Source organism: Streptomyces malaysiense, assembly GCF_000980885.2.
GTDB lineage: Bacteria > Actinomycetota > Actinomycetes > Streptomycetales > Streptomycetaceae > Streptomyces > Streptomyces malaysiense.
In genome coordinates this window covers 1-20,176 of the sequence record NZ_LBDA02000119.1, presented here as the reverse complement: position 1 = coordinate 20,176, position 20,176 = coordinate 1, and the positions used below count along the sequence as shown (strand labels likewise).

General features: G+C 71.4%; 20 protein-coding genes, 1 tRNA gene, 2 pseudogenes and 1 riboswitch. Of the genes and pseudogenes, 12 read left to right on the top strand and 11 right to left on the bottom strand.

The annotated features are described in order from the left end of the window. Nucleotides 1-77: 77 nt before the first annotated feature. Nucleotides 78-1,391, bottom strand: coding sequence for a DUF445 domain-containing protein (locus VT52_RS33735; RefSeq protein WP_107481531.1), 1,314 nt, complete (start codon nucleotides 1,389-1,391; stop codon nucleotides 78-80). Between the two features lie 199 nt (nucleotides 1,392-1,590). Between VT52_RS33735 and VT52_RS33730 the strand changes: the two genes are divergently transcribed. Together VT52_RS33730 and rdgB are read left to right on the top strand one after the other, a co-directional pair. Next, nucleotides 1,591-2,979, top strand: coding sequence for an SGNH/GDSL hydrolase family protein (locus VT52_RS33730; protein WP_079175449.1), 1,389 nt, complete (start codon nucleotides 1,591-1,593; stop codon nucleotides 2,977-2,979). Nucleotides 2,980-3,048: 69 nt separating this feature from the next. After that, nucleotides 3,049-3,651, top strand: coding sequence for an RdgB/HAM1 family non-canonical purine NTP pyrophosphatase (rdgB, locus tag VT52_RS33725; protein ID WP_046427813.1), 603 nt, complete (start codon nucleotides 3,049-3,051; stop codon nucleotides 3,649-3,651). 55 nt (nucleotides 3,652-3,706) lie between these two features. Here rdgB and VT52_RS33720 read toward each other — a convergent pair. The 3 genes from VT52_RS33720 to bcp all read right to left on the bottom strand — a co-directional run bounded on the left by VT52_RS33720 (nucleotide 3,707) and on the right by bcp (nucleotide 4,966). Beyond that, a tRNA-Leu gene (locus tag VT52_RS33720) sits at nucleotides 3,707-3,780 on the bottom strand. A gap of 16 nt (nucleotides 3,781-3,796) precedes the next feature. Further along, nucleotides 3,797-4,357: an HNH endonuclease signature motif containing protein gene (locus VT52_RS33715; protein WP_046427811.1), complete on the bottom strand. Its 561-nt coding sequence runs from the start codon at nucleotides 4,355-4,357 to the stop codon at nucleotides 3,797-3,799. Nucleotides 4,358-4,498: 141 nt separating this feature from the next. After that, nucleotides 4,499-4,966, bottom strand: a complete 468-nt coding sequence (gene bcp, locus VT52_RS33710; protein ID WP_046427808.1) for a thioredoxin-dependent thiol peroxidase — start codon at nucleotides 4,964-4,966, stop codon at nucleotides 4,499-4,501. Nucleotides 4,967-5,068: 102 nt separating this feature from the next. On the opposite strand from bcp, the gene VT52_RS33705 reads away from it, so the two are divergent. The 3 genes from VT52_RS33705 to VT52_RS33695 all read left to right on the top strand — a co-directional run bounded on the left by VT52_RS33705 (nucleotide 5,069) and on the right by VT52_RS33695 (nucleotide 6,311). After that, nucleotides 5,069-5,395 carry a DUF3618 domain-containing protein gene (locus VT52_RS33705; protein ID WP_046427805.1) on the top strand — a complete coding sequence of 109 codons (327 nt, stop codon included), beginning with the start codon at nucleotides 5,069-5,071 and terminating at the stop codon, nucleotides 5,393-5,395. A 69-nt stretch (nucleotides 5,396-5,464) separates the two neighbouring features. Continuing rightward, nucleotides 5,465-5,824, top strand: a complete 360-nt coding sequence (locus VT52_RS33700) for a GroES family chaperonin (RefSeq protein ID WP_037651486.1) — start codon at nucleotides 5,465-5,467, stop codon at nucleotides 5,822-5,824. A gap of 69 nt (nucleotides 5,825-5,893) precedes the next feature. Further along, a riboswitch (guanidine-III (ykkC-III) riboswitch) is annotated at nucleotides 5,894-5,957 on the top strand. Nucleotides 5,958-5,993: 36 nt separating this feature from the next. After that, nucleotides 5,994-6,311: a DMT family transporter gene (locus tag VT52_RS33695; protein WP_046427825.1), complete on the top strand. Its 318-nt coding sequence runs from the start codon at nucleotides 5,994-5,996 to the stop codon at nucleotides 6,309-6,311. Between the two features lie 8 nt (nucleotides 6,312-6,319). On the opposite strand, the gene VT52_RS33690 is transcribed toward VT52_RS33695, so the two are convergent. After that, nucleotides 6,320-9,082 carry a transglycosylase domain-containing protein gene (locus tag VT52_RS33690; RefSeq protein ID WP_079175453.1) on the bottom strand — a complete coding sequence of 921 codons (2,763 nt, stop codon included), beginning with the start codon at nucleotides 9,080-9,082 and terminating at the stop codon, nucleotides 6,320-6,322. Nucleotides 9,083-9,920: 838 nt separating this feature from the next. Between VT52_RS33690 and VT52_RS33685 the strand changes: the two genes are divergently transcribed. The 4 genes and pseudogenes from VT52_RS33685 to VT52_RS33670 all read left to right on the top strand — a co-directional run bounded on the left by VT52_RS33685 (nucleotide 9,921) and on the right by VT52_RS33670 (nucleotide 13,177). Then, a complete protein-coding gene (locus tag VT52_RS33685) occupies nucleotides 9,921-10,721 on the top strand; it encodes an ABC transporter permease (protein ID WP_046427802.1) in 801 nt (266 codons plus the stop codon). 49 nt (nucleotides 10,722-10,770) lie between these two features. Further along, nucleotides 10,771-11,536: pseudogene (locus VT52_RS33680) on the top strand (ABC transporter permease). Nucleotides 11,537-11,542: 6 nt separating this feature from the next. After that, a complete protein-coding gene (locus VT52_RS33675) occupies nucleotides 11,543-12,505 on the top strand; it encodes an ABC transporter ATP-binding protein (RefSeq protein ID WP_046427799.1) in 963 nt (320 codons plus the stop codon). A gap of 9 nt (nucleotides 12,506-12,514) precedes the next feature. Continuing rightward, nucleotides 12,515-13,177, top strand: a complete 663-nt coding sequence (locus VT52_RS33670) for a DUF1707 SHOCT-like domain-containing protein (protein ID WP_046427797.1) — start codon at nucleotides 12,515-12,517, stop codon at nucleotides 13,175-13,177. Between the two features lie 21 nt (nucleotides 13,178-13,198). Here VT52_RS33670 and VT52_RS33665 read toward each other — a convergent pair whose 3' ends face one another. The 3 genes from VT52_RS33665 to VT52_RS33655 all read right to left on the bottom strand — a co-directional run bounded on the left by VT52_RS33665 (nucleotide 13,199) and on the right by VT52_RS33655 (nucleotide 14,728). Then, on the bottom strand, nucleotides 13,199-13,585 hold the full coding sequence (locus VT52_RS33665) for a hypothetical protein (protein WP_046427795.1): 387 nt from the start codon (nucleotides 13,583-13,585) through the stop codon (nucleotides 13,199-13,201). Nucleotides 13,586-13,658: 73 nt separating this feature from the next. Continuing rightward, nucleotides 13,659-14,396: a ribonuclease PH gene (rph, locus tag VT52_RS33660; RefSeq protein WP_046427793.1), complete on the bottom strand. Its 738-nt coding sequence runs from the start codon at nucleotides 14,394-14,396 to the stop codon at nucleotides 13,659-13,661. Between the two features lie 98 nt (nucleotides 14,397-14,494). Further along, nucleotides 14,495-14,728 (bottom strand): PTS sugar transporter subunit IIB, encoded by a 234-nt coding sequence (locus VT52_RS33655; protein WP_046427792.1) that lies wholly within the window; start codon nucleotides 14,726-14,728, stop codon nucleotides 14,495-14,497. A 197-nt stretch (nucleotides 14,729-14,925) separates the two neighbouring features. On the opposite strand from VT52_RS33655, the gene VT52_RS33650 reads away from it, so the two are divergent. Beyond that, complete coding sequence (locus VT52_RS33650) at nucleotides 14,926-16,218, top strand: PTS transporter subunit EIIC (protein WP_046427789.1); 1,293 nt, start codon at nucleotides 14,926-14,928, stop codon at nucleotides 16,216-16,218. A gap of 187 nt (nucleotides 16,219-16,405) precedes the next feature. Next, nucleotides 16,406-17,671 carry a PTS transporter subunit EIIC gene (locus tag VT52_RS33645; RefSeq protein ID WP_046427788.1) on the top strand — a complete coding sequence of 422 codons (1,266 nt, stop codon included), beginning with the start codon at nucleotides 16,406-16,408 and terminating at the stop codon, nucleotides 17,669-17,671. Nucleotides 17,672-17,738: 67 nt separating this feature from the next. Here the strand turns inward: VT52_RS33645 and VT52_RS33640 are convergent, their stop codons facing one another. Then, on the bottom strand, nucleotides 17,739-18,491 hold the full coding sequence (locus tag VT52_RS33640) for an MBL fold metallo-hydrolase (protein WP_046427786.1): 753 nt from the start codon (nucleotides 18,489-18,491) through the stop codon (nucleotides 17,739-17,741). A gap of 247 nt (nucleotides 18,492-18,738) precedes the next feature. Between VT52_RS33640 and VT52_RS33635 the strand changes: the two genes are divergently transcribed. Continuing rightward, entirely contained in the window at nucleotides 18,739-19,266 is a 528-nt protein-coding gene (locus VT52_RS33635) for a type II toxin-antitoxin system PemK/MazF family toxin (protein ID WP_046427783.1), read from the top strand. A gap of 5 nt (nucleotides 19,267-19,271) precedes the next feature. Here VT52_RS33635 and VT52_RS33630 read toward each other — a convergent pair whose 3' ends face one another. Then, complete coding sequence (locus VT52_RS33630; protein WP_046427782.1) at nucleotides 19,272-19,706, bottom strand: hypothetical protein; 435 nt, start codon at nucleotides 19,704-19,706, stop codon at nucleotides 19,272-19,274. Nucleotides 19,707-19,874: 168 nt separating this feature from the next. Beyond that, nucleotides 19,875-20,176, bottom strand: a pseudogene (locus tag VT52_RS33625) (immune inhibitor A); the annotation flags it as partial.

The window sequence follows — 20,176 nt, the reverse complement described above, 5'->3', positions numbered from 1 at the left end:
ACGGCCCTCCGAAACGGAAGGGCAGCAGGACGACGGGTGCCCCGGTGCCTCCGATCCAGGCGCGGAACGACCCGCCGTCAGCCACCCACCGCCCGCGACAGAGTGAAGATCAGCAGCCCCGCCAGCGATCCCACCACCGTGCCATTGATCCGGATGAACTGCAGATCGCGACCGATGTGCGCCTCGATCTTCCGGGTGGTGTGCTCGGCGTCCCAGCCCGCCACCGTGTCCGTGATCAAAGAGGTGATCTCCGCCCGGTACGTGGTCACGACGTGCACCGCCGCACCCTCCAGCCAGTCGTCCACCTTCTCCTGCATCTTCGGCTCACTCGCCATCCGCGCACCCAGGGACAACAGCGCCGACCGCAACCGCGTCCGCAGCTCACTGCGCTCGTCCTCCGCCGCCGCGACGATCATCGACCGTACGGCCGTCCAGGCGGACGCGATCAGATCCTGCACCTCACCACGGCCCAGCACCTCGCCCTTGAGCCGCTCCACCCGCGCCCGCGTCTCGGTGTCCGACTGGAGATCGGAGGCGAAGTCGGTGAGGAAACGGTCCAGGGCACCACGCGCCGGATGGGACGGCATGTCCCGCATCTCCGCACAGAAACGCAGCAGCTCCTTGTAGACCCGCTCACCGATCTTGCGGTCCACGAACCGCGGGGTCCAGCCCGGCGCCCCGCCCTGCACCGCGCCCATCACATTGTCGCCGTGCAGCACCAGCCAGTCGTGGGCACGCGAGACCACCAGGTCCACGGCCCGCTTGTGACCGCCGTCGGCGACGACCCTCTCCAGCATCTTGCCGAGCCCCGGCGCGATCTCCCGAGCCCCGGCCCGCCGGGTGATCGCCTCCCCCACCACAGCCTGCACGTCCGAGTCCCGCAGCACCGTCAGCGCGCCGCGCAACGCCGTCGCCAGCTCCGCCGTCACCCGGTCCGCGTGCTCCGGGTCCGCCAGCCAGACACCCAGCCGGGCACCGATGCCGACGGCACGCAACCGCTGCCGCACGACGTCCTGGGACAGGAAGTTCTCCCCCACGAACTCACCCAGCGAGACACCCAGCTGGTCCTTCTTGGTCGGAATGATCGCGGTGTGCGGGATCGGCAGCCCGAGCGGATGCCGGAAGAGCGCGGTCACCGCGAACCAGTCCGCCAACGCGCCCACCATGCCCGCCTCCGCCGCCGCGGAGACGTAGTCCGCCCACGCCCCCGCGCCCGCGTTCCCGGCCAGCTTGGACAGCACGTAGACCACGGCCACGAACAGCAGCAGACCCGTCGCGGTGAGCTTCATCCGCCGCACCCCGCGCCGCCGCTCCTCGTCGGCCGGAGTGAAGGCCGTCATCGTCCGGTACGACGCGGCCGGTCCGGCAGTTCCGGTCTCGGTAGGTTCCATCAGCTCCACCCGTTCGGTGATCCCGCGCACAATTGTCCCCTCATGACCGACTCCCGGAACGGAACAGGAGTTCCCGGCGTCTGTTCCGGCGGGGGCCTGGGCCCAGGGGCCCACGAAGCCCGGCCCGACCCATGAAGCATCATGGACCCATCAAGATCGGAGCCCGCAGGCTCCCTCTCCCGAGGAGAACGGCACGAGCGTGACCAGGCCGCACGACGAAGCCCCCGAGGCACCCAGCGCACAGCAGCAGCGACCACAGCACCGCGCGAGGTACCTCGCCCTGCTCGGCGCGCTCGTCGCGCTGGTGGTGGCCGTCAGCGCCGGTATCTACGTCACCGCGGCGGCCGGCGACCGCGCCCACGGCGGCACCACCGCCGACGACCGCCCGCACCACGGCTCCGCCGCACCCGTCTCCACCGGCACCTGGGTCGGCTCCTGGGCGAGCGCCCCCGTCGGCGGCGAGCCGGGCACCGAGACGGCCGGCCTCGCCGGCCACTCCGTGCGCAACGTCGTCCACGCGGACGCCGGCGGCACGAGCGCCCGGATCACACTGTCCAACCTCTACGGCCACACACCGCTGGACATCACCCACGCCACGCTCGCCCTGTCCGCAGGGGACGCCACCGCGGCGGCCGACGCGGACACGATGCGACGACTCACCTTCGGGGGCGCCACCGACGTCGTCATACCCGCGGGCGAACAGGTCGTCAGCGACGCGGTGCACCTGCTCATACCCCACGGCACCGACGTCCTCGTCACCACGTACTCCCCCACCCCCTCCGGCCCGGTCACCTACCACCCGCACGCGCAGCAGACCTCCTACGTCGCCGCCGGGGACCGCACCGAGGACTCCACCGGTGTCCCCTACACCCAACAGACCCCGTACTGGCGGTATCTGACCGCCCTGGACGTACTCAGCAACGAGGCCGACGGCACGGTCGTCGTCTTCGGCGACTCCATCACCGACGGCATCACCTCCACCGTCGGCGCCAACCGCCGCTGGCCCGACGTCCTCGGCGACCGGCTGCGCTCCGCGCTCGCCGACGGGCAGCGGCTGCCGCGCTACAGCGTCGTCAACGAGGGCATCAGCGGCAACCAGGTCCTCGCCGACGGACTCGGCCGCCCCGCGGAGAACCAGAGCGGGCTCGGCCGCTTCGGACGCGACGCGCTCTCCCGCACCGACGCCAAGGTGGTCGTCATCGACCTCGGCATCAACGACATCCTGCGCGACAAGAACCTGAACGGCCCCGACCGCATCCTCACCGGCCTGCGCACCCTGGTCCAAGAGGCCCACGCGCACGGCCTGAAGGTCGTCGGAGCGACCCTGATGCCCTTCAGGGGCCACCGGGGCTGGACCCCCGCCCGCGAGACCGTCCGGCAGCAGATCAACGCGCAGATCCGCGCGGGCCGGGTGTTCGACGCGGTCGCCGACTTCGACAGGGCCCTCCGCGACCCCTACGACCCCCGCCGGCTGCGCCCCGACTACGACTCGGGCGACCATCTGCACCCCAGCGACCTCGGCTTCGCCAGGATGGCCGAGGTGTTCGACCTGCGCATGCTGAAGGGCGGGGGGCAGGCGGAACTGTGAGGCCGCACCGCCGCGGGCCGGACGAGGGCCGGCGTCGGCACCCGCTGACGGCGAGCAATACTGGGCGGCATGACCCGCCTGATCCTCGCCACCCGTAACGCCGGAAAGATCACCGAGCTGAGGGCCATCCTGGCCGACGCCGGGCTCTCCCACGAGCTGGTCGGCGCCGACGCCTACCCCGAGATCCCCGACGTCAAGGAGACCGGCGTCACCTTCGCCGAGAACGCCCTGCTCAAGGCGCACGCCCTGGCGCAGGCCACCGGGCTGCCTGCGGTCGCCGACGACTCCGGCCTGTGCGTGGACGTCATGAACGGCGCCCCCGGCATCTTCTCCGCCCGCTGGGCCGGCCGGCACGGCGACGACCGGGCCAACCTCGACCTGCTCCTCGCCCAGATCGGCGACATCGCCGAGGAACACCGCGCGGCCCACTTCGCCTGCGCCGCCGCCCTGGCCCTGCCGGACGGCACGGAACGCGTGGTCGAGGGCCGACTCCGCGGCACCCTGCGGCACGCCCCCGCGGGCACGAACGGCTTCGGCTACGACCCGATCCTGCAGCCCGACGGCGACACCCGCACGTGCGCCGAGCTGAGCGCCGACGAGAAGAACTCCATCAGCCATCGCGGCAAGGCGTTCCGGGCGCTGGTGCCGGTGGTGCGGGAGCTGCTCGGCTGAGCTTGTGGAGCGGCCCCGCACCTTTGAAACGAAGATGCGGGGCCGATTCTGCCTGTGCGCCCGGTCGGATTCGAACCGACAACACCAGGTTCCTAAGACCTGTCTCTCTACCAATTGGAGTACGGGCGCAAGCCGTGGCCTCACTTTACCGGGGGTGAGTATGCCCTCGCCGACCGCCTCGACACCAGGTGCTCGTGGTTGCATGGCAATTGGGGCACAGCAGCCGCAGATTCTTCCGCCGGTCGTCGCTCCAGTCGCCGTCGATGTGGTCGACCTCCAGCGGGAGCGGGCGGCCCCGCCACACCGGGTCCGTGCCGCAGCCGGCGCAGCGTTCCTCCACGCCCATCTCGTTCATCGCCCTCTTGAGCCGCCGTCCAGGGACGCGCGTGGCGTGTTCGGATGTGTTCTCGACCAGGATCTCCTCGGCGGTTCGGCAGCGCCGGTTGTCCCTCGTCCGTTCGGTACGCACCACCTCGTTGACGCTGGCGGAGGCCGCGACCACCGGCTCGAGAACCGCACGTGTCCACCTCGTGCCCTCCCGTTCGAAGTGCGACGTGTCCACGCCGAGCCGCCTCATGCGGCGCGCGATGTAGCACCGCGTCGGACTCCTCGGATCCACCCCCAGCCTCTCCAACGCCTCCGACAACGTCCGTGCCCCGCGAGCCGCCTCTCGCAGCCGCTCCTCGGTGTACGCGCTGGCCCCCATCGAGCCCCCTCCGGTCCGGGCGGGTGTTCGTAGTCCGTATGGATCAACGAACCGGCTGCCGGAGGGTCACGCGGGGAGGGGAGACGAAAGCGGCCCGCGCCGGAACAGGCTGGTGCGGGCCGCCGGGAGGGAAAGAGGGGGTCAGATGCCCAGATCCTTGATGATCTTGGCTACGTGGCCGGTCGCACGGACGTTGTAGAAGGCGTGGGCGACCTTGCCGTCCTCGTCGACGACGATCGTGGAGCGGATGATGCCCATGTAGGTCTTGCCGTAGTTCTTCTTCTCGCCGTAGGCGGCGTAGGACTCGGCGACCTTCTTGTCGGGGTCGGCGACGAGGGTGACCTTGAGGGACTCCTTCTCGCGGAACCTGGCAAGCTTTTCCGGGGTGTCCGGGGAGATGCCGATGACGTCGTAGCCGGCGCCGGCCAGCAGGTCGAGGTTGTCGGTGAAGTCGCAGGCCTGCTTGGTGCAGCCCGGGGTAAGCGCCGCGGGGTAGAAGTACACGATGACCTTGCGGCCCGCGTGGCCCGCGAGGGAGACCTCGTTACCGTCGGCGTCCGGGAGGGTGAAGGCGGGGGCCACGTCCCCCGGCTGGAGTCGCTCGCTCATCGGACCAGCGTAACCGGGGCCCCTTGCGGTGCGGCGCGGGTGGGAGCTGACAGACTGTCCGGAACAGGACAGCAGATTTCGGCAGACTTCGGAGGCCGTACGGTGGCGGACACGTCGGACACCAGAACCCCGGCGCAGATCGAGGCGGACATCAGGCGCCGCCGCGAAGTGCTGGCCGAGACGCTCGACGAGATCGGGGTGCGGGTGCACCCGAAGACGATCGTCGGGGATGCCAAGGCCAAGGCCGTGGCCCATGTCGACCACACCGTCGGGCGCGCGTATGTGCAGGTCAACCGGGTGGTGAGTGAGGTCAGGGCGCAGTTCACGGACGAGGACGGCCGGCTGCGCGCGGAGCGGGTCGTGCCGGCCGCGCTCGTGGTGGCCGGGGTGGTGGGCCTCGTCGTCCTGTCCCGGCGGCGCGGGCGCTGACGGCACGAGCACCGGGTACGCCGGCCCCCAGGGGGGCACGGGCGCGTGGAAGGCAGGTAGGTTCGAGGCGTGAGCGCCAAGAGACACGAGCAGAGCACCCCGCAGCACGACAAGCTGCCCATCCGGATGCTGCACGACCGGGTGCTGGTCAAGCAGGAGACCGGCGAGGGCGAGCGGCGGTCGGGGGGCGGCATCCTGATTCCCGCCACCGCGGCGGTCGGACGCCGGCTGGCCTGGGCCGAGGTCGTCGCGGTCGGCCAGAACGTACGGACCGTGGAGCCCGGCGACCGCGTGCTGTTCGATCCGGAGGACCGGGCCGAGGTGGAGGTGCGGGGCGTGGCGTACGTGCTCATGCGCGAGCGCGACCTGCACGCGGTGGCCGCGGACCGCTTCGAGGGGTCGGAGGACTCGACCGGGCTCTATCTGTGAGGCCGTAGGCCGTCCATGACGGAGAAGAGGGCTGGTGACCGTGGTCACCAGCCCTCTTCTGCGTGGTTTTGCTAGGTTCGGGGGGAGCCCGACGAGACGCGCCGTACCGGGATGCAGGCAAAGACGACGCACCGGAAGAGAAGCGTCGTACGTCTCGGAGGTGGCCGTCGTGGCCTGGGTTCTGCTCGTCGTGGCCGGTCTGCTGGAAGTGGGCTGGTCGATCGGGATGAAGTACAGCGAGGGTTTCACCCGGCCGGTGCCCGGTGTGCTCACCGGTGCCGGGATCGTCGCCAGCATGGTGCTGCTGTCGTACGCGGCCCGGTCCCTGCCCATCGGTACCGCCTACGGGGTGTGGGTCGGTATCGGGGCGGCCGGGGCGGCGGTGCTCGGCATGGTGGTGCTCGGTGAGCCGGTCACCGCCGCCCGGGTCTTCTTCGTGTGTCTGCTGCTGGTCGCCGTGGTGGGGCTGAAGGCGACCAGCGGCTGACGCGTGGCTCAGGTGCCGGTGCCGCCGCCGGTGGCGGCACCGGCTCCGCCGCCGGTGGTGGCGGGATCGCCGCCCGTGGCGGCACCGCCGCCGCCCGTCGCCGGGCCGCCGCCCGCCCCGGTGCCGCCGGTGGTGGTGGGATCGCCGCCCGTGGCGCCGCCGACGGTGGCCGGGTCGGGGCCGGTCGTGCCGCCGGTCGTGGTGCCGCCGCCGGTGGTGTCACCGCCGGTCGTCGTGCCGCCGTCGGTCGGGGTGCCGGTGGTGCCGCCGTCGGTCGGGGTGCCGCTCGGGGTGCCGCCGGGCTGGGTGGCGCCGCCGGTGGTGCCGCCGTCCGTGGTGGCGGAGGCGCTGGGGTCGCCGGGGCCGGGCGGCTGCGGCTGGTCCGCGCCTTCCTGGAGCTGGAGGTCGAAGGACGAGGCCGGGGTGTTCTTCAGGGCGTCGTGGGTGTACTGGGCCCAGATCTGGGTGGGCGGGCCGCCACCGTTCATGCGGGGCTGGCCGAGCGCGCCGTACAGCGACATGTGCTTGGCCGTCACCGGGTCCTGGCCCATCACGGAGACCACCGTGGCGAGGTCGGGGGTGTAGCCGGCGAACCAGGCGGCGGTGTCGTTCTCCGCCGTACCGGTCTTGCCGGCCGCCGGACGGCCCGCGGCCTGCGCGGCGGTGGCGGTGCCGCCCTGGACCACGCTCTTCAGCATGGCGGTGGTGGTGTCGGCGGCGCTGCGGCTGACGGCCTGCTCGACGGACGTGTCGGGCAGCTTGATCTCGTCGGTGCCGTTGCGGGTGATCTTCTTGACCATGGTGTACGTGCCGTGCCTGCCGTGGTTGGCGAGCGTGGCGTACCCCTCCGCCATGTCCAGGACGCTGGCGGTGGCGGGGCCGAGGGCGATGGACGGGTACGGCTGGAGGTCCGGGGTGTCGGACGGGATGCCCAGGTCGATCGCGGTCTGCTTGACCTTGGCCGGGCCGACGTCGACGGCCATCTGCGCGTACACCGCGTTCACCGACAGGTCGGTGGCCTTGGTGACGGTGATCTGGCCGTAGGACCTCTGGTCCTCGTTCTGCGGGGCGTACGAGCCGCCGTTCCAGCCCTGTACGGGGCGCTCGTTGGTGCCGTCGTACTGGGTGTTCGGGGTGATGCGGCGGCCGTCCTGGGTGGTGGACCCGTTCTGCACCGCGGAGGCGAAGACGAACGGCTTGAAGGTGGAGCCGACCTGGAAGTCACCGCGGGTCGCGCCGTTGGTGTACTGCTTCACGTAGTCGATGCCGCCGTACATCGCGACGACCTGGCCGGTCTTCGGGTCGACGGAGGCGCCGCCCGCGCGGACGTAGCTGTCGACCTTGTTGTTCTTCTTGTCCAGCTTGGAGACCAGCTGGTCGTTCACCGCCTTGACGAAGGCGTTCTGCTTGTTCCTCTGGATGGTGGTCGTGATGCGGTAGCCGCCGGCTTCGAGCTGGTCGGAGTCGAGGATGTGGTGCGCGATCAGGTAGTGCTTGACGGCGTCCACGAGGTAGCCGCGCTGGCCGGACATGCCGGTGGACAGCGTCTGCTCCTTGGGCATCGGGAACTTCATCCCGGTGCGCTGGGACTGGCTGAGCCAGCCCTTCTTGACCATGCCGTCAAGGACGTAGTTCCAGCGGGCCACGGCCGCGGACTTGTTCTCCGGGTGGGCGACGACGTCGTACTCGCTGGGCGCGTTGACGAGCGCGGCGAGGTAGGCGGCGCGGGCCGGGTCGAGGTCCTTGGCCTCGCGGCCGTAGTAGGCCTGGGCGGCGGCCTGGATGCCGTAGGCGTTGCGGCCGAAGTAGCTGGTGTTGAGGTAGCCCTCGAGGATCTCGTCCTTGGACTTGTTACGGTCGAGCTTGATCGAGATGAAGAATTCCTTGGCCTTGCGGGTGACCGTCTGTTCCTGGCCCAGGTAGTAGTTCTTCACGTACTGCTGGGTGATCGTGGAGCCGGACTGCTTGCCCTTGCCGGTCGCGGTGTTCCAGGCGGCGCGGAGCATCGCCTTGGGGTCGATGGCGGACTCGGTGTAGAAGTCGCGGTCCTCGGCGGCCAGTACGGCGTGCTGGGCGTCCTTGGAGACCTCGGCGAGGGTGACCTTCTCGCGGTTCACCTGGCTGTCGCGGGTGTCGCGGGCGATCTGGGAGCCGTCGGCGTAGAGGTAGACGTTCGCCTGCTTGGTGGCGAGGGCGTTGGCCGGCGGGATGTTGACGAGCGAGTAGCCCACGAAGAACAGGGCGACGATCGCGAGCACGAAGAAGACGAAGCTGCCGAGCACCATCTTCCAGGTCGGCACGAGGCGCCGCCATCCGGTGCGCTTGGGCTTCTTGTTCTTGCCCTTGCCCTTGCCCTTGCCGTCGTCCGCGCCGTTGCCGGTGGGGGTGTCCGAGGCGGAGGGGGGCGTCTGCCCGGGGTTCGGGCCGGCTCCGGTACCGGCTCCGGTACGGGGGCCGGAAGCGGCGCCGCCGGCGGCGCTCGCGGCACCGGCGAAACCCGCGGCGCCCGCGGTACCGGCCGTGCCCGCCGCCTTCGCCGCGCCGGCGGCGCCCATGGCAGCGGCGGCACCGGCGGCGGCCGCGCCGCCCGTCCGGCGGGGGCCGCCGGGCTCGCCCTTGCGGGGGGCGTTGACGCGGCGGAGCACCTGGGTCGTCTCGGGTGCCGGCGTGTCCTGGCCGGAGGACTGGCCGGGCTTGCCGGACCGGCCGGGCTCGCCGGACCCCTTCGCGGAGTCCCGGGAGTTTCGGGGCGGCGTGATCCGGCGCAGCACCTGGGTGCTCTCGGCCGGCTGCTCCGGCGTGCGGGCGCCGGGGACCTGCGGCTTGCCGGAGTCGGCGGGCTTGCCGGAGTCGCTCCGGCCGGTGGTGCCCTCGCCCTCGGCGGCGGTGGCCGCGCCCTTCTCGGTGCGGGCGTCCCGTGCCGCCTGCCGGGCGCGGGCGATGGAGGCCGTACGGTCCTGGGGCGCGGGTACGGAACGGCGCGCCGTGCCGGCGGGCGTGTCCTCGGCCGTGCCGGCGCCCGGCGCCTTCCCTTCCGCCCCGGTCCTGCCGGAGCCCTGGTTCCGCCCGGCACGCTCGCCGGAGCCGGCCCGGTCGCCGCGCTCGGCGCGGCCCTCGGGCCTCGGGGACCCCTCCGGCTTCTGGGACCCCTCGGACCGGCCGGTCCGCTCGGACCCCTCGGTCTTCACGGCCCCTCCGGGCTTACCGGGCTCTTCGGACTTCTCCGGTGCCCCGGCCGTCTCCGGCTCCTCGTCCCTCCCCGATCCCTCGGTGTCCTTCACCCGGCCGGCCCCCTGCGACGGGGTCGTCGGGGATCCCGGCGCCGGGGTCCCGGGCCTCGCAGCCGGCAACGGCTCATCCGGTGCCACGCCTTCCTTCGGCTGCTGCGGCTGTGGCTCGTCGCTCATGTCGTGCACGGACTCCTGTTTCGCGTCGTACGTTCCCGTACGCCTCGTACGCCTTCTGCGCCCCCCGTTTGAAGACTCTCGCACCTGGCGTTCCGTTCCCGGATTCCGGCACGCTTCCGCCACAAAATGCGTGGCAGGCCACCGGACCTCCGGACTAAGCTCCTGCGCTTCGGTGTCGAGTGGTCCGAGGAGGTCGACTGACGTGGGCGCGGGACGGTTGTACGCGGCCGTCGCGTTAGGGGGATTCAGACGGTACGCGACGTATAGGGCCGCCACTGCGGCAGGGGTCTTCACCAACACGGTCTTCGGGCTCATTCTCGTCTACACCTACAAGGCCCTATGGGACCTGAAACCGCATCTGGGGGGATACGACCAGGCGCAGGCCGTCACCTATGTGTGGCTGGGTCAGGCCTTCCTGTCGACGCTCGCGATCAGCGGCGGGGGTGTCGAGGACGAGCTGATGGAACGCATCCGCACGGGGGACGTGGCGATCGACCTGTACCGGCCGGCCGACCTCCAGCTGTGGTGGCTGGCCGCCGACCTGGGCCGGGCGTTCTTCCAGCTGCTGGGGCGGGGCGTGGTGCCGTTCGTCTTCGGCGCGCTGGTCTTCCCGGCGTACCTGCCGGCGAGCCCGGGTACCTGGGCCGCGTTCCTGCTGGCCGTGCTGCTGGCGATGCTGGTCGGCTTCGGCATCCGCTATCTGGTGGCGCTGAGCGCGTTCTGGCTGCTGGACGGCACGGGGGTGAGCCAGATGACGTGGCTGCTCGGCTACTTCTGCTCGGGGATGCTGCTGCCGCTGAACGTGTTCCCGGGCGCGCTCGGCGCCGTCGTACGCGCCCTGCCCTGGTCGTCGCTCCTCCAGGCGCCCGCGGACATCCTGCTCGGGCGCGGGGACCCGCTGCGCGTGTATCTGTTCCAGGGGGCGTGGGCCGTGGTGCTGCTGGGTGCGGGGCGGCTGCTCCAGTCGGCGGCGACGCGGCGGGTGGTGGTGCAGGGTGGCTGAGCGCGGGCGGCTCGCGGAGGGGGCGCGGGCGTACGGGCTGATCGCGGGGATGTGGATCCGGTCGACGATGGCGTACCGGGCGTCGTTCGCCATGACCACGTTCGGGAGTTTCGCGGCGACGTTCTTCGACTTCGTCGCGATCATGCTGATGTTCTCGCGGGTGCGTGCCCTCGGCGGCTGGACGCTGCCCGAGGTGGCGTTTCTGTACGGCCTGTCGGCGGTCTCCTTCGGTCTGGCGGACCTGGTGATCGGTTCGATGGACCGGCTGGGCCGGCGGCTGCGGGACGGCACGCTGGACGCGTTGCTGGTGCGGCCCGCGCCGATACTGGCGCAGGTGGCGGCGGACCGGTTCGCGCTGCGGCGCCTCGGCCGTCTGGTCCAGGGCTCGCTGGTGCTGGGCTGGGCGCTGACCCGGCTGGACGTCGACTGGAGCGTGGGGCGGGTGCTGCTGATGCCGCTGGCTCTGCTCGCGGGCTTGCGGGATCTTCTGCTCGGTGTTCGTGGCGGGGGCGGCCTTCCAGTTCGTGGCGCAGGACGCGGCGGAGGTGCAGAACGCGTTCACGTACGGCGGTACGACGCTGCTGCAGTACCCGCCGACGGTGTTCGGCCGGGAGCTGGTGCGCGGGGTGACCTTCGTGCTGCCGCTGGCCTTCGTCAACTGGCTGCCCGCGAGCTATGTCCTCGGGCGGCCGTATCCGCTGGACCTGCCGGGCTGGGTGGCCTGGGCGACCCCGCTGGTGGCGGCGGGCTGCTGCGCGGCGGCCGGGCTGGCCTGGCGGGCGGGACTTCGTTCGTACCGGAGCACAGGGAGTTAGGGCGTCATGGACGACTTCATCGCGCTGGACAGGGTGGAGAAGGTCTTCTCGGTGCGCCGCAGGACCGGTTTCCTCAAGCGGGAGCGGCACGAGGTGCGGGCGGTGGACTCGCTGTCGTTCACCGTGGCGCGCGGGGAGATGGTGGGCTACATCGGGCCGAACGGCGCCGGGAAGTCCACCACGATCAAGATGCTGACCGGCATCCTGACGCCGAGCGGCGGCCGGGTGCGGGTCGCGGGCATCGATCCCTCGCGGGAGCGGGCGCGCCTCGCGCACCGTATCGGGGTGGTGTTCGGGCAACGCACCACTTTGTGGTGGGACCTGCCGCTGCTCGACTCCTACCGGCTGGCCCATCGCATGTACCGCATCCCGGACGCCCGTTACCGGGAGAACCTGGACCGTCTGGTGGAGCTCCTGGAGCTGCGCACCCTGTTGGACACCCCGGTGCGCCAGCTCTCGCTGGGCCAGCGGATGCGCGGGGACATCGCGGCGGCGCTGCTGCACGACCCGGAGGTGCTGTACCTGGACGAGCCGACGATCGGCCTGGACGTCGTCTCGAAGGCCAAGGTGCGGGGGTTCCTGCGGGAGTTGAACGCGGCGAGCGGTACGACCGTGCTGCTGACCACCCATGACCTCCAGGACATCGAGCAGTTGTGTTCCCGGGTGATGGTGATCGACCAGGGCCGGCTGATGTACGACGGTCCGCTCGCGGGGCTGCACGAGGCCGGGGAGAGCGAGCGGACCCTGGTGGTGGACCTGGAGCGGGAGCTGCCGCCGGTGGCGGTGCCGTCGGCGCGGGTGGTGCGGGTGGAGGGACCCCGGCAGTGGCTGGCGTTCCCGGCGGGGCAGTCGGCGGCGCCGCTGGTCGCGCATCTCGCGGCGCGGTACCCGCTGGTGGACCTGTCGGTGCGGGAGCCGGACATCGAGGCAGTCATCGCGAAGATGTACGTGGAGAAGGCGGTCTCGTAGGCTGCTGCCATGACCGACGACGCACGTCCGGAACTCCGCGCCTCGGACGCCGACCGGGAACGGGTCGCCGAGGTGCTGCGCGACGCTCTGGCCGAAGGGCGCCTCGACATGGGCGAGTTCGAGGAGCGGCTGGAGGCGACGTACGCGGCGCGCACGTACGGCGAGCTGGTCCCGATCACCCGTGACCTGCCCGCCGGCAGCGGCCCCGCGCCGGTCTCCTTCGCCAAGGCGCCGGTGCGGGACGGCGGTTGGGACTCCCGCGTCGTCGGCGGCGAGGGCTCGTCGTCGGGCGGTGTCGCGATCCTGTCCGGCTTCGAGCGCAAGGGCCGCTGGACCGTGCCGAAGCGCTTCAAGTGCCTGGCGTTCCTGGGCGGCGCCGATCTCGACCTGCGCGACGCGGACTTCGCCGACCGCGAGGTGAGGATCGACATCGTGGCCGTCATGGGCGGTGTCCAGATCACCGTTCCGCCGGGCGTGGAGGTCGTCGTACGCGGTCTGGGCGTCATGGGCGCGTTCGAGCACCCGGACGACGAGGGTTTCGCCCAGGAGCCGGACGCCCCGCGGGTGGTCATCGGGGGTCTCGCGTTCTGCGGCGGGGTGGGGGTGGACCGCAAGCCGAGCAGGCGGGCGCTGAAAGGCACCGGGAAGGAGCGCCGGGAACCGCGCGGCTGACCGTGCCGGTCCCGCGGCCGGCTACTTCGCGCAGCCCTTGGTCAGCTCTCCCGCCGCGTCCGTCACCGGCCCGACGTCCGGTGTCCGGTCCCCGTCGCGGACGGCGGCGCGGACGTCGCCCACGGCCTTGTCCAGATCGTCGACGGCCTTGTCGACATCGGCGTCGTCCGTCTTGTTCCCGATCTTCCGCACGTTCTTCTCGATCGCGTCGAGCGCGGCATCGGCCCGGTGCGGGTCGTGCCCGGCGTTCTCCACCGCCTGCTGAAGGTCCGTCACGCTGTCGGCGATGGTGTCGGCGGTGTGCACGCAGTCCATCGCCTTGTGCGCGGCGCCGCAGCCGCCGAGAAGCCCTGCGGTGAGCGCGGCGGTCGCCATGACGGCGGCGAGACGGCCTCGGCTGGCGGCCATGATGATGTTCCCTCCCCGGATGTCCCCCTGTTGCACAGAGGTAGGACGCGGGGAGGGACCGGCAGGTTGCGCGTCACGGCGCGAGCGTGGCCTCCAGGGCCGCCCGCTGGTGGGCGGCCAGCGCGTCGCAGCCGCCGACCGCGAGGTCGAGCAGCGCGTTCAGTTCGTCGCGCGCGAAGGGCTCCGCCTCCGCGGTGCCCTGGACCTCGACGAAGCGGCCGTCGCCGGTGCAGACGACGTTCATGTCGGTCTCGGCGCGCACGTCCTCCTCGTAGCAGAGGTCGAGGAGGGGGACGCCGCCGACGATGCCGACGGAGACGGCGCTCACCGTGCCGGTCAGCGGCTGTCGGCCGGCCTTGATCAGCTTCTTGCCCTGTGCCCAGGTGACGGCGTCGGCGAGGGCGACGTACGCGCCGGTGATGGCCGCCGTGCGGGTGCCGCCGTCGGCCTGGAGGACGTCGCAGTCGAGGACGATGGTGTTCTCGCCGAGCGCCTTGTAGTCGATGACGGCGCGCAGGGAGCGGCCGATGAGGCGGGAGATCTCGTGGGTGCGGCCGCCGATGCGGCCCTTGACCGACTCGCGGTCGCCGCGGGTGTTGGTGGCGCGGGGCAGCATGGAGTACTCCGCGGTGACCCAGCCCTCGCCGCTGCCCTTGCGCCAGCGCGGGACGCCCTCGGTGACGGAGGCGGTGCAGAAGACCCTGGTGTCGCCGAAGGAGACGAGGACGGAGCCCTCGGCGTGCTTGCTCCATCCGCGTTCGATGGTGACCGGGCGGAGCTGATCGGGGGTACGGCCGTCGATGCGAGACATGGCATGGAGCCTAGCCGTAGATACGGAAGGGGCTCCTCCCGCGTCGGGAAGAGCCCCTTACCGGTGAATTCCGTCCGGACCCTCGCGGGTCCCGGGGTTCACATCATGTCTTCGATCTCCGCGGCGACCGGGTCGGCGTCGGTGCCGATGACGACCTGGACGGCGGTGCCCATCTTGACGACGCCGTGGGCGCCGGCGGCCTTCAGGGCTGCTTCGTCCACCAGCGAGGGGTCGGACACCTCGGTGCGCAGGCGAGTGATGCAGCCCTCGATCTCCTCGATGTTGTCGATCCCGCCGAGGCCGGCGACGATCTTCTCAGCCTTGCTGGCCATGTTGCTTCTCCCCTGATCCGAACCGCTTTGTCGCAGTAACCCACAGTTGGCCCATCTTCGCGAGCGGTCATGCCGTCCGTGCCGAAGGATGGCGTTCACGACAGCGGAACCGTCCGGGCAACTGGTCTACACCAGCGGAGGGACGGTCGCCAAACCGCACCCGAGCCGAGGGGTCGCCGAGTGGCCGGAGGACGCCCATGAGCGAGGGCAGTGTGGCGGGGGGTGCGGCCCGGGAGCGCTGGGGCCGGCTGTTCCAGGGGCTGCAGAAGATGGGGCGCAGTCTGCAGCTGCCGATCGCGGTGCTGCCGGCGGCGGGGCTGCTGATCGGGCTCGGGCAGCAGGGTGTGGTGGGCGCGGGCGGGCTCGGCTGGACGACGGTCGCGAAGGTGATGCGGGGGGCGGGCGGGGCGCTGCTGGACGGTTCGCTGGGGCTGCCGCTGCTGTTCTGCGTGGGCGTGGCGATCGGCATGGCGAAGAAGGCGGACGGCTCCACGGCGCTCGCGGCGGTCGCGGGATTCCTCGTGTACTACGGGGTGCTGCACCAGTTCCCGCAGGACTGCCCGGTCGGCTCGACGGTGCTGCCGGGGATCGGCTGCCGGGCCGGGGGCGGGACGGTTGCGGCGTTCACCTTCCAGAACCCGGGGGTCTTCGGCGGGATCGTGATGGGGCTGCTGGCCGCGTCCCTGTGGGCACGGTTCCACCGGACCCGGCTGGTGGACTGGCTCGGGTTCTTCAACGGGCGGCGGCTGGTGCCGATCCTCACGGCTTTCACGGCCATCCTCTTCGCGGCGCTGTGCCTGTGGGTGTGGCCGCCGATCGGGGCGGGGCTGGAGAGTTTCAGCCACTGGCTGCACGCGGCGGGGGCGTGGGGGGCGGGGCTGTTCGGCGTCACCAACCGGGCGCTGCTGGTGGTGGGCCTGCACCAGTTCCTGAACGTGCCCATCTGGTTCCAGTTCGGCAGTTACACGGAGCCGGACGGCACGGTGGTGCACGGCGACATCAGCATGTTCCTGGCGGGCGATCCGCACGCGGGGCAGTTCACCTCGGGCTTCTTCCCGATCATGATGTTCGCGCTGCCGGCCGCGGCGCTGGCCATCACGCACTGCGCCAGGCCGCATCGCCGCAAGGAGGTCGGCGGGCTGATGCTGTCGGTGGCGCTGACGTCTTTCGTCACGGGGATCACCGAGCCGATCGAGTACTCGTTCATGTTCGTCGCGCCGGTCCTGTACGCGGTCCACGCGATGCTCACCGGGGTGTCCATGGCGGTGACGTGGGCGCTCGGGGTGCACGACGGGTTCAGTTTCTCGGCGGGGCTGATCGACTACGTGATCAACTGGCACCTGGCGACCAAGCCCTGGCTGATCATCCCGATCGGCCTGTGCTTCGCGGCGGTCTACTACGCCGTGTTCCGCTTCGCGATCACCAGATTCGACCTCGGGACGCCGGGCCGCGAGCCCGAGGCGGAGGTCGAGGACGTGACCGGAGCCTGACGCCGGGGGCCGCTCCGGCGGCGGCCCCGCCCTGCACGGCGCGTAGCGCTCCGGTCGCGGAATTCGCGGTTCCTTACGGCACCTTCATCGTGCTACAACAGGTCTACACCACTAAGTGGTGTAGACCAGAGACGCTGCCGTCCCCTTCCATGGTTCCCGGGCGGCGCCTTGCCTACTGGAGGAACACGTGACCACGGCGACCACCGCTCCGGCGGCCGAGAAGAAGAAGGGCGCCGGCGTGATGGCCGTGCTGCAGCGCATCGGCCGCAGCCTGATGCTGCCGGTGGCAGTGCTGCCGGCCGCCGCCCTCCTGGTCCGCCTCGGCAACAGCGACATGCTGGGCCGCCCGGACTTCCCGGCGTTCCTGACGAAGATCGCGTCCTTCATGGCGGCGGGCGGCAACGCCATCCTCGACAACATGCCGCTGCTGTTCGCGGTCGGCATCGCGATCGGCTTCGCGAAGAAGTCGGACGGCTCGACGGCACTCGCCGCGGTCGTCGGCTACCTGGTCTTCAAGAACGTGCTCGGCACGTTCACGGACAAGAACGTCTCCCAGGTGGCCGCGATAGTCGACGGCAAGGCCACCCTGGTGGCCGGCCCGGCGGACGCCAAGGTCCTCGGCGGCGTGGTGATGGGCCTCGTCGTCGCCCTGATCTACCAGCGGTTCTACCGCACCAAGCTGCCCGACTGGGCGGGCTTCTTCGGCGGCCGCCGGCTCGTCCCGATCCTTTCGGCCTTCGCCGGTCTGGTGCTCGGCGTCGTCTTCGGCTACGTCTGGCCGGTCCTCGGCACGGGTCTGCACAACTTCGGCGAGTGGCTGGTCGGCTCGGGCGCGATCGGCGCGGGCATCTTCGGCGTCGCCAACCGCGCGCTGCTCCCGATCGGCATGCACCACCTGCTGAACTCCTTCCCCTGGCTGCAGGCCGGTGAGTACCACGGCAAGAGCGGCGACATCGCCCGCTTCCTGGCCGGTGACCCGACCGCGGGCCAGTTCATGACCGGCTTCTTCCCGATCATGATGTTCGGCCTGCCGGCCGCCTGCCTCGCCATCGTGCACTGCGCCCGCCCCGAGCGCCGCAAGGTCGTCGGCGGCATGATGCTCTCGCTCGCGCTGACGTCCTTCGTCACCGGCGTCACGGAGCCCATCGAGTTCACGTTCATGTTCATCGCGCCGGCCCTGTACGCGATCCACGCGGTGCTCACCGGTGTCGCGCTGGCGCTGACCTGGGCGCTGGGCATGAAGGACGGCTTCGGCTTCTCCGCCGGCGCGATCGACTTCCTGCTGAACCTGGGCATCGCGAGCAACCCCTGGGGCCTGGCCCTGGTCGGCCTGTGCTTCGGCGTCGTGTACTACGTCGTCTTCCGGTTCGCCATCACCAGGTTCAACCTGCCCACCCCGGGCCGCGAGTCCGACGAGGAACTCGCCGAACTCCGGAAGGCGGAGGCCAAGTAGCGCCCGCGCGGGCCGAGGGCCCCGGAACCGTCACGGTTCCGGGGCCCTCGGCCCGTCGTGCCGTCCCTCAGATCTCGTACACCGCGCCCCGCGCCGCCAGCTCCACCGGCCCCGGGAACGCCGCGCGGGCGTCGCGGAGGTTGACCTCGGGGTCGGTCCAGGGGGCGATGTGGGTGAGGACCAGGCGGCGGGCCCCGGCGCGGGCGGCGGTTTCGCCGGCCTCGCGGCCGTTGAGGTGGAGATCGGGGATGTTCTCCTTGCCGTACGTGAACGCCGCCTCGCACAGGAAGAGGTCGGTGTCCCGGGCCAGCTCGTCCAGTACGGGGGTGACCCCGGTGTCCCCGGAGTACGTAAGGGATCCGCCCCCGTGCTCGATCCGGATCCCGAAGGCCTCCACGGGATGCCGGACCCGCTCGGTGCGCACCGTGAAGGGGCCGATCTCGAACGTGGCCGGCTTGACCGTGCGGAAGTCGAAGACCTCGCTCATCGAGGAGGCGGAAGGCGTGTCGGCGTGCGCCGTGGTCAGACGGTGCTCGGTGCGCTCGGGGCCGTAGACCGGCAGCGCCTCGCAGCGGCCGCCGTCGTGGCGGTAGTAGCGCGCGACGAAGTACCCGAGCATGTCGATGCAGTGATCGGCGTGCAGATGGCTGAGGAAGATCGCGTCGAGGTCGTAGAGACCGCAGTGGCGCTGCAACTCGCCCAGGGCGCCGTTGCCCATGTCGAGAAGCAGCCGGAAGCCGTCGGCCTCGACGAGGTAGCTCGAGCAGGCCGATTCCGCGGACGGGAACGACCCCGAGCAGCCGACGACGGTGAGCTTCATGAAGCAGAAACCTCCGTAGGCGAAGACAGGTGGGCCGAGGGTCCTCAGCGGGACGAGGAGCCTCGAAAAGGGCTGACGGGGGTCGTGCGGTCCGTCGAGCGTACGGCGCCCGGACGCGGGCCGCGCCTCTGCCAGGGGCCGTTGTGGGCGAACTCACCTGTGCTGTCACCGGTTCGGCTGGTGCCCGGGGCGCACGGGATACGTACAAGGGCGCGCGTCCCGCGCCGCGCGCCGGTAACGTCGTCGTATGGACACGTCCTGGTGGCTGGCGCTCGCGGCGGTGGTACTGCTCGCGCTGGTGGCCACGGTCGTCGACGGCTGGGGCCGCGGGCGCCGGCCCGGCGGGCGCGGGCCGCGCCCGCCCGGCCGGGCGGGCACCAGGGAACGGCGCAGGGCGCGGGCCCGTGAAGGGAGTCCGTCACCGGGTGACATCTGGTGGGCGAACGTGCCCTACGAGAACCGCGCGGAGTCCAAGAGGACCGCGCGCGCGGCGTCGGACCGGGCGGTGGCGGGCGACGGGCGGTCGAAGGACCGGCCGTGTCTGGTGCTGGCCGTGCGGGGTGACCGGGCCACGGTCGCGAAGATCACCACCAAGTACCACGACGAGCGCGCCGGGGTGATCCCGCTGCCGCCCGGCGCGGTGGGCGACGCGCGGGGCCGCCCGAGCTTCCTCCAGACCGACGAGCTGCGCGAGGTGCCGGTCGGGGACTTCCGCCGCCGGGTGGGGGTGGTCGACCCGGTCCTGTGGGACCAGGTGCGCCACCTCGCCCGTTAGAACGGTCAGCCGCTCTTCACCGTCACGGTGACCGTCCACTCCTGGATGCCCTTGCAGGACATCTGGCCCGGGGTGGTGGCGCACATGGGGCGGGAGGACGTCAGCTTCCCGGTGCCGGCCGCGCTCGCGCGGTAGGCACCCTCGGCGTCGCCCGGCCGGATGACGAGGCCGGAGTTGATCGGCTCGAGGGCGCCGCCGGTCGTGGTGACCGGCTTCCAGGGGCGTTCCTTCGTGCCGCCGAGGCTGAGCCGCACCTCTCCGCCCTTGGCCACGCAGACGGTACGGCCGCTGTCGGCGGCCGTCAGCCGCACCTCGTTCCGGCACACCGGGCCCCCGGGGGCCGGGGAGACCTTTCCACTGCCGGTGGAGCTGGTGTGGGTGCCGCAGCCCGCGAGGAGCAGGGGGGTGGCCGCGAGGGCGAGAAGTGTCGTACGGCGCATTGGGGGGACCGCCTTTCTGCGGGGCCGCCGGTTGGCCCGCCTGGTACGGATGGGACGTACCGAGGCCGAAAACGGATCCCGCCGGCGGTGGATCGGCGGCCGACGAACGGATCCCGCACGCGGAGTTCCGCGTGCGGGATCACAGGGTGGTTCGGGTGGAGCGGGTGATCAGCTGGTCGTCAGGGCGGTGTCGTCCACGACGAAGCTGGTCTGGAGCGAGGAGTCCTCCACGCCGTTGAACTTCAGGGTGACCGTCTGGCCCGCCAGCGAGGACAGGTCGAAGGTCTTCTGGGCGTAACCCGAGTTGGCGTTCAGGTTCGAGTACGAGGCCAGGGTGGTCGAACCGGCGGTGACCGTCAGCTTGTCGTACGCGCTGCTGCTGGTGGTCTCGGCGGTGTCGATGTGCAGGTAGAAGGTCAGGGACGCCTTGCAGCCCGCGGGGATCTTCACCGACTGGGACAGGGTGTCGG